This is a genomic window from Halobaculum sp. EA56 (assembly GCF_051195075.1).
GTDB lineage: Archaea > Halobacteriota > Halobacteria > Halobacteriales > Haloferacaceae > Halobaculum.
The window spans coordinates 99,616-114,899 of the sequence record NZ_JBNTJX010000004.1 but is presented as its reverse complement, the minus strand read 5'-3'; the positions used below and the strand labels follow the sequence as shown (position 1 = coordinate 114,899).

Genomic DNA, 15,284 nt, shown 5'->3' with positions numbered 1-15,284 from the left:
GGTGAACCGGAAGGCGCGGGCAGAACGGTTTTGGACCCGACTCTCGTGGGAGGAGAACAATGACGGATTGGTCGGCCCGCGACCTCTGCAGGGCGGTCGTCGGGATGTTTCACAGCGCGTTCGTGACCGGCGTCGCGGTGATCGTTCCGCTGCTCATCTCGCTCATCGTGCTCGCCGTCGCGGCGCAGTACGTCTACGAGTACCTCGACCTGTTCTCGACGCTGGTGTTGGATCTCGGGCCGGAGGCGAGCTACTCGCTGTCGACCCCGGCCGGGACGCTCGCCGTCGGCAAGGAGACGCTGATCGAGGTGCTCACGCCCCTGGTCCTCCTGTACGTCATCGTCGTCGTCGGCGTGTTCGTCAACGCCAGCCGGTTCGGCGAGGTGGCGGTCGACTACTTCGACGCCGCGGTGGCCCACGTCCCGGGAATCGGCTCCGTCTACGAGTCCTTCAGGAAGATGTCCGACGTCATGCTGGAGGAGGACACCCAGAACTTCCGGGAGGTGAAACTGGTGGAGTTCCCCCACGAGGGCGCCTACACGCTGGGGTTCCTGACGACCGAGACGCCGGAGCCGCTGCGCGAGCCGACCGGCCACGCCGAGATGTTGACGCTGTTTCTCCCGCTCGCGCCCAACCCCGTGATGGGCGGACACCTCGTTCACGTGCCCGCCGACAGGGTGATGGACGTCGACATGACCGTCGAGGAGGGGATCCGGGCGGTCGTGACCAGCGGCGTCGCCGTCGCCGGCGGGTCCGGCGCCGCGTCGGGCAACGGGGGACTCTCCGAGGAGGAGCTTCGCGGCCTCGCGGGCGTCGAACACGCCGACCAGCGGGTGAACCCGGAGGCCGAGTCCCCGGACGTCCGACGGGACGAGGGGGTGGACCCGGACCGGGACGAGCGATGGGACCGGCAGGTCGACCCCGAACGGTCGGAGACGCCGACCGACATCGCCAGACGGACGCGCGAGCAACGCGAGGAACCGGAGGGGAACGAGGAGGAACAGGCGCTCGCGGACGAGCAGCAACCGTACTCCCTGTACGGGCAGTCGGAAGCGACGTCGACGCCCGCCCGGGAGGCGGGCCGCTACGAGACGGAGTCGGAGTCCACGTCGGACCGGCCGGAACGGGCCGCGGACCGGCCCCCCGAGGAACGGGAGTCGACCGACGGGCGTCCCGGGGCGGCGAAGGGATCGCGGCCGGGGTCCCCGAACGACGGCTCGGCCGACGCGGACGGTCGCGACGACGGCGAAGGAGGCGACTCCCCGACCGACGCCGACCGGCAGGTGAGCGACGGCGGGGGACGCAGCGGGGACGACCCCACCGACGGGAGGCCCGACGTGCGGGACGACCCCGACGACGAGTGAGTTAACAGCCGGCGGGGCGAACTCCGACCAGACACCGTGACCGACGAATACGACACCGTCGAGGACTCGTCCGGCGACGGCGACGACGACGCCGACCGGACGCGCGGCAGGTTCGACCTCCGCGATCACACCGCAGACGTGGCCGTCGAGGCGACCGCGCCGACCCTGGGCGGGGTGTTCGCGGCGGTCGCGGACGGCCTGACGGCCGCGATGTGCGAGGCGGTCCCCGACGGCGGGGAGCGGTTCCCGATCCGGGTTCGCGCCGAGTCCCCGGAGGCGGCGCTGTTCGACTACCTCGACGAGTGCATCTACGAGCGGGACGTCCGCCGGGTCCTGCCGACCGACCACCGGGCGGCGGTCCGGGAGGAGGACGGCGAGTGGGTCGTCGACGCCTCGGCGCGGGGGGTGCCGCTCGCGGACGTGACCGCTCGCGACGTGAAGGCGGTGACGTACTCGGAGATGGCGCTCGACCGGACCGACGAGGGGGGATGGCGGGCGTACGTCGTCTTCGACGTGTGAGCACGCGCGGCACAGCACTTACCACGGAGCACGCGCATCCCCGTGTGATGCGACCGCTCACCCGGAACGGACGAACCCGGCTCGTCGTCGCGACCCTCGGCGCGGTCCTGACGGCGACCGGCATCGCGAGCGCACACGTGGAATACGTGACCGACGCCGGCGAGCGGGGCGACCCGGTCGCGTTCCTCGTCGGGGCGCTGTCGAGCCCCCTCGTGATCCTGGCGCTCGGGAGCGGCGGCGTCGCGGTCCTGGGGACGATGGCGGCGTACCTCCTGTTCCGGCCGCTTCGGGCCGACGTGCGGGCGTTCCGTCGCGCGCTCGCGCGGTACACCGACCTGCTGCCGTGGCTCCTCCGGCTCAGCATGGGGCTCCCGATGGTCGGCGCCGGCTTCGCGGGGTACCTGTTCACGCCGCTCGTCACCGCCGGCGACACCGTCGTCCCGGTCCGCCTGTTCGGCGTCGCCGTCGGCTTCGCGCTCCTGTTCGGGCTCGCGACCCGCTTCGTCGCGGGGGTCGCGCTGGTGTCGTACCTGGCACTGCTCCCGTTCCACCCCGAGATGTTCTTCGCGTTCGAGTACACCGCCGGCCTGCTCGCGGTCGTCCTCGTCGGCGGCGGCCGCCCGAGCGCGGACCACGTCATCGCGCAGATGGCCGCCAACGAGGAGACGGTGTACTCGCGGTTCGACCCCTTCTACCGACGGATCGCGGTCCCAGTCGGCGACCGGATCGACCCGTACCGACAGTTCGTCCCGACGGTGATCCGGGTGGGGATGGGGGTCGTCTTCGCGTACCTCGCGTTCGCCGAGAAGCTCCTCGCGCCGAACCAGGCGCTCGCGGTGGTCGAGAAGTACGGACTGTCGACGCTGGTCCCGGTGCCGCCGGAACTGTGGGTGCTCGGCGCGTCGCTCACCGAACTGTTCCTCGGGGTGCTGCTGGTGCTCGGGCTGTTCACGCGCGCCTCGTCGGCGGCGGCCTTCGTCGTCTTCACGACGACGCTGTTCGGGCTCGCGGACGACCCGGTGCTCGCGCACATCTCGCTGTTCGGGCTGGTCTCGGCGCTGCTCGTGACGGGAGCGGGCCCGCTTTCGGTCGACGCCGCGGTGTTCAGGGCGCCGAACCAGATGGGGATCCCCGGCACGGGGGTCGGGCCGTCGCGGGCGACCGACGGCGGCGACCGGTCGGGAACCGACGCCGACCGGTAGTAACGCTATTCCGTCAGCCCGGGGGAGGTACGGACATGAGCGAGACACGCGAGTTCGACGGGGTCGAGCTCCGGAAGGTCCGGGAGTTCGTCTGGGAGATCCCGCGGGAGGACGGGATGAACGCGCCGGCACGGGTGCTGGCGAGCGACGCGCTGCTGGAGCAGATCGGCGACGACAAGACCCTTCAGCAGCTGCGCAACTCGACGCACCTCCCGGGGATCACGAAGTACGCCGTCTGCATGCCCGACGGGCACCAGGGGTACGGCTTCCCCGTCGGCGGCGTCGGCGCGACCGACGCGACCGACGGCTGTATTTCCCCCGGAGCGGTCGGCTACGACATCAACTGCGGCGTCCGGATGATCCGGACGGACCTCACCTACGACGACGTTCGCGGGAAGGAGGAGGAGCTGGTCGACAGCCTCTTCGCCAACGTCCCCTCCGGGCTCGGCGGCGGCGGTATCGTCGAGAGCGGCGTCGACACCGTCGAGGCGGTGCTGGAGCGGGGGATGGAGTGGGCGCTGGAGGAAGGGTACGCCCGCGAGAGCGACCTCGCACACTGCGAGGACGAGGGGCACCGGCCGGACGCCCGTCCGGAGTACGTCTCACAGAAGGCCAAGGACCGCGGGAAGAACCAGCTCGGGAGCCTCGGCTCGGGTAACCACTTCCTGGAGGTCCAGCGCGTGACCGACGTGTTCGACGACGGCGTCGCCGACGCGTTCGGCCTCGCCGAGGACCAGATCGTGGTCCTGATCCACTGCGGCTCGCGGGGGCTGGGCCACCAGGTCTGTACGGACTACCTCAGACGGATCGAGCAGCGCCACGGCGACCTGCTGGAGCGGCTCCCCGACAAGGAACTCGCCGCCGCCCCGGCCGGCTCCGAACTGGCCGAGGAGTACTACGGCGCGATGTGCGCGGCGATCAACTTCGCGTGGGTGAACCGCCAGCTCATCACCCACCGGACCCGCCGCGTGTTCGAGCGCGTGTTCCGCGCCGACGCCGACGACCTCGGGATGGAGCTCCTGTACGACGTGGCCCACAACATCGCGAAGCGGGAGGTCCACGAGGTCGGCGTCGACGCCGACGGCACCGCCGTCCCCGACGAGGACGCCGTCGACCACGAGGAGCGCGAGCTGTTCGTCCACCGGAAGGGCGCGACGCGGGCGTTCCCGGCCGGCCGCGAGGAGGTGCCGGCCGCGTACCGCGACGTCGGCCAGCCGGTGATCATCCCCGGGAGCATGGGCGCCGGCAGCTACGTCCTCGTCGGCGGGGAGCAGTCGCTGACGGAGACGTTCGGCTCGACCGCCCACGGCGCCGGCCGGACGATGAGCCGCACCGCCGCCAAGCAGGAGTACTGGGGGGAGACCGTGCAGGACGAACTGCGCGACCAGGACCACGTCTACGTGAAGGCGCAGTCCGGCGCGACCGTCGCGGAGGAGGCGCCGGGCGTCTACAAGGACGTCGACGAGGTCGTCCGCGTGAGCGACGCGCTCGGCATCGGCGACAAGGTCGTCCGCACCTTCCCCGTCTGCAACATCAAGGGGTAGCCCGACGGCTCGGCGGGACTGGCTGACGGGCGACGCCCCGGACGCTCCACGGCGCGCGGCGTCGCACACCCGCGCTCGCGCCGTGGCGACCGTCAGGTCACGGCGGGTGTGGTCCCGGGATCGTATTTCAACGCTCGGACCGGTGGGGGACGGTGGACTTCCCGCGCCGGCGCGACGCGGGACCGGCCGGTCAGTAGAAGCCTCCGGTCGGTCCCGACGGGCCGTCCGGGCCGGACGGCCCGGACCGGGGGACGCTCCCCTCGGCGAGCTCGACCGTCTCGCCGTCCGTGTCCGCGCGGCGCGGGTCGAGTTCCTCGCCGTCCTCGAACTTCACGAACGAGAGGTAGAACTGTTCCCCGCAGCCCTCCGCGTCCTCCTCGGCCGGCGGGGGCGACTCGCCGCAGACGAACGCGACGCCGTCGGCGGCGCCGTCCTCGAACGCCTCGTCGGGGGCGGCGTACGTCCACCCCTCGAAGGGGTAGGGCGTGACGGCCTTGTCCGAGAGGTAGCCGTCCCGTTCCAGTTCGGCGAGGGTTCCGCAGCGGGGGCAGTAGTACGTGACGGGATAGCCCATACCCGACGCAGGGGGCGACGGTACTTGCGTCCGTCGTCGCGACGGCCGGGGGTCGCGATATCGGGGGGGGACGGGCGCGTGCGACGGCCCCGGGAACGCGGATTTCAAGCCCCCCGGCCCCGAGACGTGAACCGATGACACCCGAGGAGACGGTCCGGGCGTACTACGACGCCCTCCGGGCCGGCGAGGCGCTCGCCCCGTTCTTCGTCGAGTCGCCCGAGACCGTGAAGGTCGGCATCGAGGAGCGGCTGGTCGGGTACGCCGAGGTGGCCAGGGGGCTCCGCGAGCAGACCCGGACGACCGAGGACTGGACCGTCGAGAGCAGGGACCTGCACGTCGTCGAGCGCGAGGGCGGCGCCGCCGTGGCCGACGAGGTGGCGCTGTCGTGGTACGACACCGAGGGGTTCCGCGAGCGCTCCTTCGAGACGCGCTGGAGCGGGACCCTGCTCCCGACCGACGACGGCTGGGCGTTCGCGGGAATGCACGTCTCGGCCGCGACGGACCTCGATCGCTGATGGTCGGCCCCAGCATCAGCGACGAGGAGCGCGTGGCCACCAACAACCGACTCAAGATCGGGATGGTCCTCCTCGTGGGCGTCTCCGGCGGCCTCGTCGCGCTGCAGCTCGATCCGACCCCGGCACAGGTCGCGGCCGCGGTGGGCGTCTCGCTGCTCGTGGGCGCGGTCCTGACCTGGTTCGTGGTGCGGACGCTCCGGGAGTTCTCGCCGAAGCGGTAGCCCCGGGACTCGGTGACACGCCGTCGTCAGCCTTTTCCCCTACACGGAACCCCACCGACACGTGAACCGGAAGTCGAGAGCGATCCTGGTCGCCGCGGCCGCGTTCCTCGCCGCGCTCGCGGCGTTCGCCGCGGTCGTCCTCCCGGCGGCCGACGGTCCGGCCGAGGTCGCCGCGGCTGTCGCGGGAGTGGTCGTGCTCGCGGCGGCACGGCACGTGATCGACGACGCGACCTTCTGACCGCGGGCGGGCCGGGGGGCTCAGGCGACCCGCCGGAGCCACGCCGCGGGGTCGTCGAGTTCGTCGTCGCTCGGGAGGTTCTCCGGACGCTCCCACACCAGCGAGGCCGTTCGGAGGTCCGTGGCGTCGGCGACGGCCGAGAAGAACTCCGCGCCGCGCTCGTACTGCCGGCGCTTCATCCCGAACCCGAGCAGGCGCTTGAGGAGGTTCGTGAGCGGGTCGCCGCCGCGGCGACGGGCGTCGAGTTTCGCGCGGAGGTCGTCGTACTCGTCGTCGAACGCGCGGTCCATCAGGAGCTCCGCGTACCCCTCGACGGCCGTCATCGCCGTGTTGAGCTCCGCGAACGCCTCCCTCGGTCCGCGGCCGTCGCCCCCGCCGGTACGGTCGATCACGTCGATGAGCGACGATCCGTCCGTCATCGACGCGATACCCTCCTCGACCCGCTCCTCCAGGTAGCCGGGCAGCCACGGGGCGGCGCCGAACTCGGCGGCGTGTGCCACCTCGTGGAAGGCGATCCAGCGGCGGAACCGCGGGTAGCCGACGTCGAGTTCGACGGCCGCGCTCCGGATGTTCGGCCGGACGAAGTACAGGCCGTGGTCGTCGCCGTCGGCGAGCAGCAGCGGGTCGTACTGCCCGAGGACGTTGCGCGCGAGGAAGGCGAGGGTGATCGCCATCGTCCCGGAGTTGACCGAGCGGGCGACGCCGGGGAAGACGCCGGCGCCGTGCTCCTCAAGCGGGCGCATCACCCGCCGGAAGGTGTCGACGTTGGCGTCGATCCAGTGGTGTCTGTGCTGCACCTCGACGCTCTCGGGCAGGTCGAACTCGACGCCCGAGGCGGTCCGGAGCCCGTCGCGGGCGGCGCGCACGTCGTCGGCGAACGCCTCGCGCTCGGCCGGCTCCATCCGCAGGTCGCCCGGCTCGCAGCCCCCCTTCGCCGCCTCCGCGACGGCGTCCCAGTCGACGACGCCGTCCGGCGCGTCGGCGGCGTCCGCGATCGCGCGAACGCTCCGCGAGAGATCCATACCCGAGTTCGGGGAGGCGTCGGGATAGGCCTTCTCCCCGTCGCTGCTCCGGAGGTGGGGGCGTCGGGGGATCCGGGCGCGCTTCGGGCGATTTAAGAGCGTTTGGCGGCCCCCTTGGGGCATGCACCGAGTCGACGTCGCCATCGTCGGCGGCGGGCCGGCGGGGTCGGCCGCCGCCCACGCCGCCGCCTCGCGCGGTGCCGACGCGCTCGTCCTCGAGAAGGGGGTGCCGCGCGCCGACCGCGACCGCCTCGGCCCCGACTCGACGGACGCCGCCGGCATCCTCGACTACTGGGTGGACATCATGGGCATCCACCCCGACGAGTTCCCCGAGGGCGTCCTCCAGGGGGAACTCGACCGCGCCGAGTTCGTCGGCCCGACCGAGGCGTGCACCCTCCGGTCGACGGGCATCGAGTCGAGCTACGACAACTTCGGCTACACGATGCACCGGGCCCGCTTCGACGACTTCCTGCGCGACCGGGCGGAGGAGGCCGGCGCCGAGTACCGCGTGCAGGCGTCGGTGAAGGACGTCGAGACGGACCTCTCGGTCGGCGGCGACGGCCCGCGTCACGTCCTCTCGGTCGCCTCCGGGGAGGAGGTCGGCGCCGACTTCCTGGTGCTCGCCGACGGCCCACAGCGGACCGTGACGAACCGGGTGCTCGACCGCTTCCTCCCCGAGGGCCGCGAGGCCTCCGAGCGCCTCGCCTCGACGAAGGCCAACCACATCGCCTACCAGGAGTACCGGCGCTTCCCCGAGGAGGTGTACGACGAGGTCGAGGGGGCCATCACGTTCTGGTGGGGCGTCATGCCCGGCCACACCGCGTATCCGTGGGTGTTCCCGAACGCCGACCGCGTCTGCCGCGTCGGGCTGACGATGCCCATCGGCCTCGACCTGGACGAGGTCGACGACCCCGGGGCGTACGCGCTGCTCCGCGAGGACGACGAGCGCGTCCCCTCGGGCGGCGAGTACGTCCGCCGCCTCCTCGAGCGCGAGTGGGGCGACGAGTACGACGTCGAGGAGGACTTCCCCGTCGTCGAGGACGCCGGGAAGTCGAAGGGAACCGAGACGTACCCCATCTCCTCGACGAGACCCATCGAGAGCCCCGTCGACGCCGGCGTCTGCGTGACGGGCGGGGCGATGGGTGCCACGAGCGCGTTCCACGAGGGCGGCGACCACGTCGCCGTCCGCACGGGCGCCATCGCGGGCGAGCTCGCCGCCGCTGGCGACGTCTCGGCCTACAACGACCGCTGGCAGGAGGCCATCGGCGACGAGGTGCTGCGCAACGTCGCCCTCGCGGAGCTGTGCCGCGACTACGACCCCGAGGACTGGGACGACGCCTTCCGGATCGCCCGGCGGATGCTCGCCGAGGAGCGGGGGTTCCGCATGTTCGAACAGAAGTTCGGCGCGGGGTGGGGGGCGACGAAGCTCCTCCTGCAGTACAAGTGGATCAAGTGGCAGCACCGCGACGGCGGGTACGTTCAGTTGACCGAGGACGAGTACGCGTACTGACGTCCCGTCTCACGTCTCTCCCGGGAGGTCCGCCGTCGCCTCGACGACCCCGGTGCGTGACGTTTTTCGTCCGCCCGCGCGGGCGGTGCGTATGGATATCGTCCCCCTCCGCGCCGACGAGGCGGCCGTCCGCCGGTTCGTCGCCGACCTGTGGCTCCCGCACCACCGCGACCTCGCCGCCGCCGTCGACCGGCACGCGCTGGCGGACCTCCCCGAGGAGGAACTCGTCGACGCCGAGACCGAGTTCCGCCTCGACCGCCTCTCCGACGACGGGTTCGCGACGTGGGTGGCCGTCCGCGACGCCCCCGACGGGGACGGGTCGGAGCGAGCGGACGGAGCCGGCAGAGCCGACGACGCGGTCGACAGGGCCGACGGGGATCCGGGCGGGACTGCCATCGCGGCGACCGACGCGCCGCTCGTCGGCTTCGTCACCTGCGAGACGGACCGCGCGCCGCGCGTGTTCGACCGCCCGGACCGCCTCGTCGTCGGCGACCTCTACGTCGACGCGGAACACCGGGGGACCGGGGTGGCGCGCGACCTGATCGACCGGGTCCGGGAACGGGCCGAGGAGACTGCCTGCGCGGAGCTGGCGCTCGACGTCGACGCGGACAACGACCGCGCGCTCGCGTTCTACCGAAAACTGGGCTTCGAACCGTATCGGCACCGGATGGCGGTCGGGACCGACGACCTGTAACAGCGGGAACGCGACCGCGGCGGCGCCGAGGGGCGGAGCCCCCGACCCGGCTTACATCCCCATGTCCTCGGCGTCCTCCGGGATCGGCAGGTCGTGGACCGCGACGCCGAGGAGTTCGGCGACGTGGTCCAGGGCCATGTCGAGGCCGTAGTAGCGCTCCAGTTCGTCGCCGTCGGCGCCGCCATCGCGCACCTTCAGCATGGCGTACCCCTCGAGGTTCTGTGCGACCGCGGCGCGGCGGCCGTCCCGTTCGAACGTCAGCAGGCGCTCGGCGTCGGTCTCGCGGTACGTCGCGGCGACGTCGTCGGACTCGGCGCTGCTCATACCCGTGCCTGGGCCGGGAGGTACTCGGCGGTTGCGGTCCGGCGCGGCGGGCGTCGCCGCTCGGCGGTCCGCACGCGTGACGGCCGCGTCGCTGGCGCGGTGAAAACGGGATGAATGGCGGACGGGCCGGCGTTGCCCGGGAGTTCCGCCGGGGGGAGTCCCGGTCGCTGACTCCGCCCCGCGACCCGACGAGCGACGAACGTTCGGCGGTGGGCTGCTCGCTTCCGCGCCTGACCCGGTGCCGCCGACGAACCGCGGGCGGGCACCCCTGCGGGTGCGGCCCGGCGGACCGCCGTCCCCGGCGGACGAGGCTTCTCCGCCAGCTTCCGGGGCCCCCGGCGGGCTCCCCGGACGCGTCCGGCGTTCGGTCCCCGCTGAAGACTCTATGGCGGGAGACGAGCAGGGCCTAACTGCCCGACCTAGTCCATCCGAACGTTACCCGGAGTCACTTATGGGCCTTGCGGTCCGCCGCGAGGGTCGGCGGACGAAACCGAGAGAGGGAACGGCGGTAGAACCCCGTCGACACGCGGCCGGCGCGGGAACGCTCGGCCCGCCGTTCCGTCCGCGGCACCGGCGTCGTCCACCTCAGCGGCGTCGCCCCGGCTACAGCACAGCTCGCGCGTACGCGCCGGCGCTGGCGGGCACCAGCGCCGCCAGCGCGAGGACGACCCACCGGTGGTTAAGGATCCAGCTGGCCGAGGCGGGGAACGAGTAGAGGTTCTGCACGTCGACCGCGAGCGCCCAGGCGGCCGTGAGCGCGAACAGGGCGAGGCTCGCGACGACGGCGACGCCCGCGACCGTGTCCGGGGGGCGCCGCTCCTGCTTGCCCGAGAGGAACACGACGATCAGCAGGAGCGCGAGGAAGCCGACGCCGCCGACCCCGAGCGCTCCGGAGGCGTAGTAGACGCCGAGCCCGGTTCCCGGGTCGGCGACGAGCACGAACGGCGCGACCAGCGCGAGCAGGAGGGCGACGCAGGCGGCGATGCCGGCGGTCGGCGCGACGTCGGCGAGGTCCATATCCCCGGCTCGGGGCGGGTCACACTTAACGGCCGTCGATCCCGGCGCGCCACCGCCGTCGGGCGGCAGACGGACGCCGCGTCGCCGGGCTGCCGCGTCACCGGAAGGGGAACGCCGAAGTGGTCCGCCGCGGAGGGGGGAGGTATGGAAGACGTCGCGATCATCGGCGCGTCCATGACCCGGTTCGGGGAACGCGACGCGTGGATACGGGAGCTGTTGGCCGAGGCGGGCCAGGCCTGCCTCGCGGACGCCGGCGTGCCCGCCGACGCCGTCGAGCACCTCTACGTCTCGAACATGGCCAGCGGCGAGTTCGAGGGACAGACGGGCGTCCCGAACGCGCTCGCACACGACCTGCAGGCGGTACCGGCCTACACCGCCCGCGTCGACCAGACCTCCTCCTCGGGCGGCGCGGGCATCTACGCCGCGTGGCAGTCGGTCGCCTCCGGCGCCTCCGACATGACGCTGCTCGTCGGCGGCGAGAAGATGACCCACCGCACGACCGCGGAGGCGACGGACGTGATCGCCTCGCTCACCCACCCCTGCGAGTATAAGCACGGCCTCACCCTCCCGAGCTTCGCCGGGCTCACCGCGCGGCTGTACCTCGACACCTACGACGCGCCCCGGGAGAGCCTCGGCAAGGTGGCCGTGAAGAACCACCGCAACGGGGTCGACAACCCCCACGCGCAGTTCCGCAAGGAGGTCGACCTGGAGACGGTGCTGGAGTCGCCCATCGTCGCCGACCCGCTGCGCCTGTACGACTTCTGTCCCATCACGGACGGCTCGGCGGCGCTGCTGCTGTGCCCGGCCTCGGTCGCCGAGGAGCACGCCGACGAGTACGTCCGAATCTCGGGCATCGGCGGCGCCACCGACACCCACGTGGTCCACGAGCGCGCGGACCCGACGACGATGCGCGGCGTCGTCGAGTCCAGCGACCGGGCCTACGAGATGGCCGACCTGTCGCCCGAGGACGTGGACGTGGCCGAGCTCCACGACATGTTCACGATCCTGGAGTTCCTCCAGTTCGAGGACCTCGGCTTCGCCGAGAAGGGCGAGGGCTGGAAGGCGGTCGAGGAGGGACGCACCGCCCGCGACGGCGACCTCCCGATCAACACCTCCGGCGGCCTGAAATCGAAGGGCCACCCGCTGGGAGCCTCGGGCGTCGCGCAGGCGTACGAGGTCGTCCAGCAGCTCCGCGGCAACGCCGGGAAGCGACAGGTCGACGCCGACGTCGGCCTCGCGTGCAACGTCGGCGGGTTCGGGAACTGCGTCACCACCGCCGTCTTCGAGGGGGTGGACGCATGAGCGACGACGACCCGACGGGGACCGACGCGGTCGCCACGGACGGCGGCGAGGCGGGCGAGGACGCCGACGACGCCCCCGCCTTCGAGGCGGCGCGCTACCCGGACGGCTCGATCACCTACCCGCCGCACCCGGTCGGCCCGGACGGCGAGGAGCCCGTGGGGACGGTCGACCTGAGCGCGTACACCGCCGAGGTCGTCACCTGGACCACGTCGACGGCGACGCCGCCGGGCGTCCGCGAGCCGAACCACGTCGTCGTCGTGGAGTTCGACGTGGACGGCGTGCCCGTCCGCGCCATCGGACAGGCGACGACGGGGGATCTGGCGATCGGCGACGAGGTCGAGCCGGTGTACTGCGAGGAGCTACGGGACCCGGAGGCCGGCATCCGCGAGCCCGCGAGCCAGGAGTGGGACGGCTTCCGGTTCCGACCGGTGGAGTAGGACCGTGTCCGAGGGAGACGGCGCGCGGATCCGCGTGCGAACGGCCGTGCTCGTCGGCGTCCTCGTCTCGCTAGTCGCCGTCCGCCTCGCGCTGGCGCTGTTCGTCCCGGTCGACCCCGGCCCGGCGATGGGCCTGTACCTGCTCGTCGGCGCGGTCGTCGCCGGCGCGGTCGGCGGGTGGGCGCGCGCGAGCCGCGGGCTGATCGCACCCGCGGCCGTCCCGTCCGTCGTCTTCCTCGGGGCCGCTGTCGCGACCTGGGGGCAGTACGTCGCCCCCGCGACGACGCCGACGCCGGCCGACCGGACGCCGCTGTGGTGGGTACTGCTCGCCTGGCCGGCGGTCGTCCTCGTCGGCGCCGCCGTCGGGGCCGTCGAACTGTTCACCGGGACGCGCGACGGCGACGATTGATCAGGGGGACGGACCGTCGCCGTCGGTTCCGTTCCCCCCGCCGTCGCGCTCCTCGGCGTCCTCGACGTCCCCGCCGTCGGTGCCGTCCCCGACGCCGCCCCGTTCCTCCTCGCCGTCGGCGTCCGCGTTCACCTGCCGCTTGATCGACTCCAGTTCCGCGTCCACATCCACCTCGGGAGCGTCGCCGTCCCCGCCGTCTTCCGATCGCTCGGCTTCTTCGTCGCCGTCGTTCCCGTCGGAGGGCCCCTCGTCCGCCGAGTGGCCGGGTTCGCCGACGGCGATGGTGACCGGGCCGCCGTCGTCTCCCCCGTCGCCGCCGCGGTCCGCGCGCCGTTCGCGTTCGCGCTCCCGGTCGACCGCGTCGCGGGACTCCCGGACCCGCCGCTCCAGTTCGGCGCTCAGCTCGCGGGCGTCGGCGACGAGGTCGCGGCTCTCCCCGTCCTCGGGGAGGTCCGCCTCCGAGAGCGTGTCCCGGAGCCGGGCGAGCGCGTCGGCCGCGTCCGTGGCCGCCCGGTCGGTCGCGGAGGTGACGCCGTCGGCCAGCGCGTCCGAGAGCATCGACCGGCCGGCCCCGCGGCCGCCGCGCCCGCGTCGGCGCGTGCGCCGCTCCGGCGTCTCTCCGGGCGCGGCCAGGTCCATCACCCCCTGAAGCAGTTCCAGCGCCTCGATGGTCGCCTCCAGCACGGCGACGACCGTGGGGATCGTGTAGTCCGAAGTGAACCGGAACAGCTCGCCGACCCGGGGCGGGCGCGGACGGTTCCTTCCCCGGCTACGGTCCCGTCGGACGGTTCGATCCCGGCTCTCAGGGTCGTTCCATCCGTCGCCGCCGTCGCGGGGGGAGCGACGCTCCCGGGGTTCGTCGAGTTCGGCCCGGAGTTCCGAGAGCGTCGCCTCCAACTCGGAGACGAGCGTCCGCAGGTCCTCGACGTCCCGGTCGCCGCCGCGGGAGGGGGATGTCATTGCCCCGGTCTTGTGCGCGTCCGAACAAAAGGGTTCACTCAGCGGGGGTGCTGGCTGTCGAGGACGGTCACTCGGTGAGGGCGGTCGCCGTCGAGGGCGTCCACCCTCCGGTTCGACCTCGCCGGCGTCGCCGCCCGCGACACTCACCGAGGGCGGTTCGACACTCACGGCGGCCCCGCTCGCCGCTACTGCGGCTTCGCCCGTCGGTACTGTACCGGCCACTCGATCTCCTCGTCGAGTTCGTGGGCCGCGTGCAGGGGCCAGTACGGCGACCGGAGGAACTCCCGCGCCATGAGCACCGCGTCGGCACGCCCGTTGGCGACGATCTCCTGTGCCTGCTTGGGCTCGCTAATCCCCCCGACCGAGGCGACGGCGATGTCCGCGTCGGTCTCCTCGACGTGCTCGCGGATGACCTCCGCGTAGGGGAGTTGGTAGCTCGGGCCCGTGTACGGCACCTCCTGTGCGGGCGAGATGCCGCCGGAGCTCACGTCCACGAGATCCGCCCCGGCCTCCGCGAGCAGGGGAGCCAGCCTGGCGGACTGCTCGACGTCCCACGACTCGCGGCCGTCGATCCAGTCGGTCACGGAGATCCGGACGAACACCGGTTTGTCGTCGGGCCACGCCGACCGGACCGCGCTCGTCACCTCGCGCAGCAGGCGCGTTCGGTTCTCGAAGGAGCCGCCGTACTCGTCGTCGCGGTCGTTCGCCACGGGCGAGAGGAACTCGTGGAGGAGGTAGCCGTGTGCCGCGTGGACCTCCGCGACCTCGAAGCCCGCCTCGAGCGCGCGCTCGGCGGCGTCGGCGAAGTCGGCGACCACGTCCTCGATCTCGCCCGTCGTGAGGCTCCGAGTCGGCTGTTCGTCGCCCCCGCGGGGATACGGCCCCGACGGGGCGACGACCTTCCAGCCGCCGTCCTCCGGCGGGATCGGGTCCCCGCCCTCCCACGGGCGGCGAGTGGACGCCTTCCGCCCGGCGTGGGCGAGCTGGATCGCCGGGACGGACCCCTGCGAGCGGACGAACTCGGCGATCGGCGCGAGCGCGTCGCGCTGCTCGTCGGTCCAGATCCCGAGGTCCTGCGGCGTGATCCGGCCCTCCGGCGACACGGCCGTCGCCTCGGACATCACGAGGCCGGCGCCGCCGACGGCGCGCGACCCGAGGTGGACCAAGTGCCAGTCGGTGGCCAGGCCCTCCGGTGAGGAGTACTGGCACATCGGGGAGACGAACACGCGGTTCGGGATCTCCGTCCCGCGGAGCGTCAGCGGCGAGAACAGCGTATCGACCATGGGAACGGTACGCCCGTATCGGTACAAACCCCTGGCGACGAGCGACGGGCTTGCCACTTCCGGGGACGGAGCGGCGGCGGCCCCGCGGGGACGAGGCGACACCCGTGTCGGGCTCCCCGCCCGGACCCCTCCCCGCAGGTCGCTCCCGC

General features: G+C 72.8%; 18 protein-coding genes and 1 other RNA gene. 12 read left to right on the top strand and 7 right to left on the bottom strand.

The window, feature by feature from the left end; genetic code table 11:
• Positions 1-59 precede the first annotated feature (59 nt).
• From ACQUQ1_RS08420 to ACQUQ1_RS08405, 4 genes are read left to right on the top strand one after another with little or no spacing between them, the layout of a single operon-like run.
• On the top strand, positions 60-1,364 hold the full coding sequence (locus tag ACQUQ1_RS08420) for a DUF502 domain-containing protein (protein ID WP_435063834.1): 1,305 nt from the start codon (positions 60-62) through the stop codon (positions 1,362-1,364).
• 36 nt (positions 1,365-1,400) lie between these two features.
• Positions 1,401-1,883: an archease gene (locus ACQUQ1_RS08415; protein WP_435063833.1), complete on the top strand. Its 483-nt coding sequence runs from the start codon at positions 1,401-1,403 to the stop codon at positions 1,881-1,883.
• Positions 1,884-1,930: 47 nt separating this feature from the next.
• The gene (locus ACQUQ1_RS08410; RefSeq protein WP_435063832.1) at positions 1,931-3,085 is read left to right on the top strand and encodes a DoxX family membrane protein; all 1,155 of its coding nucleotides are present in this window, start codon (positions 1,931-1,933) and stop codon (positions 3,083-3,085) included.
• Positions 3,086-3,120: 35 nt separating this feature from the next.
• A complete protein-coding gene (locus tag ACQUQ1_RS08405; RefSeq protein ID WP_435063831.1) occupies positions 3,121-4,629 on the top strand; it encodes an RtcB family protein in 1,509 nt (502 codons plus the stop codon).
• Positions 4,630-4,819: 190 nt separating this feature from the next.
• Here ACQUQ1_RS08405 and ACQUQ1_RS08400 read toward each other — a convergent pair whose 3' ends face one another.
• Positions 4,820-5,203 (bottom strand): hypothetical protein, encoded by a 384-nt coding sequence (locus ACQUQ1_RS08400; protein WP_435063830.1) that lies wholly within the window; start codon positions 5,201-5,203, stop codon positions 4,820-4,822.
• Between the two features lie 134 nt (positions 5,204-5,337).
• Here ACQUQ1_RS08400 and ACQUQ1_RS08395 point away from each other — a divergent pair, with 134 nt between their 5' ends.
• The 3 genes from ACQUQ1_RS08395 (at position 5,338) to ACQUQ1_RS08385 (ending at position 6,177) form a co-directional block, all read left to right on the top strand.
• Positions 5,338-5,718, top strand: coding sequence for a nuclear transport factor 2 family protein (locus ACQUQ1_RS08395; protein ID WP_435063829.1), 381 nt, complete (start codon positions 5,338-5,340; stop codon positions 5,716-5,718).
• A complete protein-coding gene (locus tag ACQUQ1_RS08390; protein WP_435063828.1) occupies positions 5,718-5,939 on the top strand; it encodes a hypothetical protein in 222 nt (73 codons plus the stop codon). Before ACQUQ1_RS08395 ends, ACQUQ1_RS08390 begins: the two co-directional genes overlap by 1 nt.
• Before the next feature lie 61 nt (positions 5,940-6,000).
• A complete protein-coding gene (locus ACQUQ1_RS08385) occupies positions 6,001-6,177 on the top strand; it encodes a hypothetical protein (RefSeq protein ID WP_435063827.1) in 177 nt (58 codons plus the stop codon).
• 20 nt (positions 6,178-6,197) lie between these two features.
• Here the strand turns inward: ACQUQ1_RS08385 and ACQUQ1_RS08380 are convergent, their stop codons facing one another.
• Entirely contained in the window at positions 6,198-7,199 is a 1,002-nt protein-coding gene (locus tag ACQUQ1_RS08380; RefSeq protein ID WP_435063826.1) for a zinc-dependent metalloprotease, read from the bottom strand.
• Between the two features lie 121 nt (positions 7,200-7,320).
• Between ACQUQ1_RS08380 and ACQUQ1_RS08375 the strand changes: the two genes are divergently transcribed.
• The gene (locus ACQUQ1_RS08375; RefSeq protein ID WP_435063825.1) at positions 7,321-8,709 is read left to right on the top strand and encodes an NAD(P)/FAD-dependent oxidoreductase; all 1,389 of its coding nucleotides are present in this window, start codon (positions 7,321-7,323) and stop codon (positions 8,707-8,709) included.
• Between the two features lie 91 nt (positions 8,710-8,800).
• The gene (locus tag ACQUQ1_RS08370; RefSeq protein ID WP_435063824.1) at positions 8,801-9,403 is read left to right on the top strand and encodes a GNAT family N-acetyltransferase; all 603 of its coding nucleotides are present in this window, start codon (positions 8,801-8,803) and stop codon (positions 9,401-9,403) included.
• Between the two features lie 51 nt (positions 9,404-9,454).
• Here the strand turns inward: ACQUQ1_RS08370 and ACQUQ1_RS08365 are convergent, their stop codons facing one another.
• The 3 genes from ACQUQ1_RS08365 to ACQUQ1_RS08355 all read right to left on the bottom strand — a co-directional run bounded on the left by ACQUQ1_RS08365 (position 9,455) and on the right by ACQUQ1_RS08355 (position 10,744).
• Entirely contained in the window at positions 9,455-9,727 is a 273-nt protein-coding gene (locus ACQUQ1_RS08365) for a DUF7111 family protein (RefSeq protein WP_435063823.1), read from the bottom strand.
• A 115-nt stretch (positions 9,728-9,842) separates the two neighbouring features.
• Positions 9,843-10,157: signal recognition particle sRNA (gene ffs, locus ACQUQ1_RS08360), an RNA gene on the bottom strand.
• A gap of 173 nt (positions 10,158-10,330) precedes the next feature.
• Entirely contained in the window at positions 10,331-10,744 is a 414-nt protein-coding gene (locus ACQUQ1_RS08355) for a DUF7548 family protein (RefSeq protein ID WP_435063822.1), read from the bottom strand.
• 144 nt (positions 10,745-10,888) lie between these two features.
• Here ACQUQ1_RS08355 and ACQUQ1_RS08350 point away from each other — a divergent pair, with 144 nt between their 5' ends.
• The 3 genes from ACQUQ1_RS08350 to ACQUQ1_RS08340 are packed head-to-tail and all read left to right on the top strand — an operon-like array spanning position 10,889 to position 12,892.
• The gene (locus ACQUQ1_RS08350) at positions 10,889-12,046 is read left to right on the top strand and encodes a thiolase C-terminal domain-containing protein (protein ID WP_435063821.1); all 1,158 of its coding nucleotides are present in this window, start codon (positions 10,889-10,891) and stop codon (positions 12,044-12,046) included.
• Positions 12,043-12,483, top strand: coding sequence for a nucleic acid-binding protein (locus tag ACQUQ1_RS08345; RefSeq protein ID WP_435063820.1), 441 nt, complete (start codon positions 12,043-12,045; stop codon positions 12,481-12,483). The genes ACQUQ1_RS08350 and ACQUQ1_RS08345 overlap by 4 nt, the downstream gene beginning before the upstream one ends.
• 4 nt (positions 12,484-12,487) lie before the next feature.
• Complete coding sequence (locus ACQUQ1_RS08340) at positions 12,488-12,892, top strand: hypothetical protein (protein ID WP_435063819.1); 405 nt, start codon at positions 12,488-12,490, stop codon at positions 12,890-12,892.
• Here ACQUQ1_RS08340 and ACQUQ1_RS08335 read toward each other — a convergent pair whose 3' ends face one another.
• Both ACQUQ1_RS08335 and ACQUQ1_RS08330 read right to left on the bottom strand, forming a co-directional pair.
• The gene (locus tag ACQUQ1_RS08335; protein WP_435063818.1) at positions 12,893-13,852 is read right to left on the bottom strand and encodes a DUF7547 family protein; all 960 of its coding nucleotides are present in this window, start codon (positions 13,850-13,852) and stop codon (positions 12,893-12,895) included.
• A gap of 185 nt (positions 13,853-14,037) precedes the next feature.
• A complete protein-coding gene (locus tag ACQUQ1_RS08330) occupies positions 14,038-15,135 on the bottom strand; it encodes an NADH:flavin oxidoreductase/NADH oxidase (RefSeq protein ID WP_435063817.1) in 1,098 nt (365 codons plus the stop codon).
• Between the last annotated feature and the right edge of the window lie 149 nt (positions 15,136-15,284).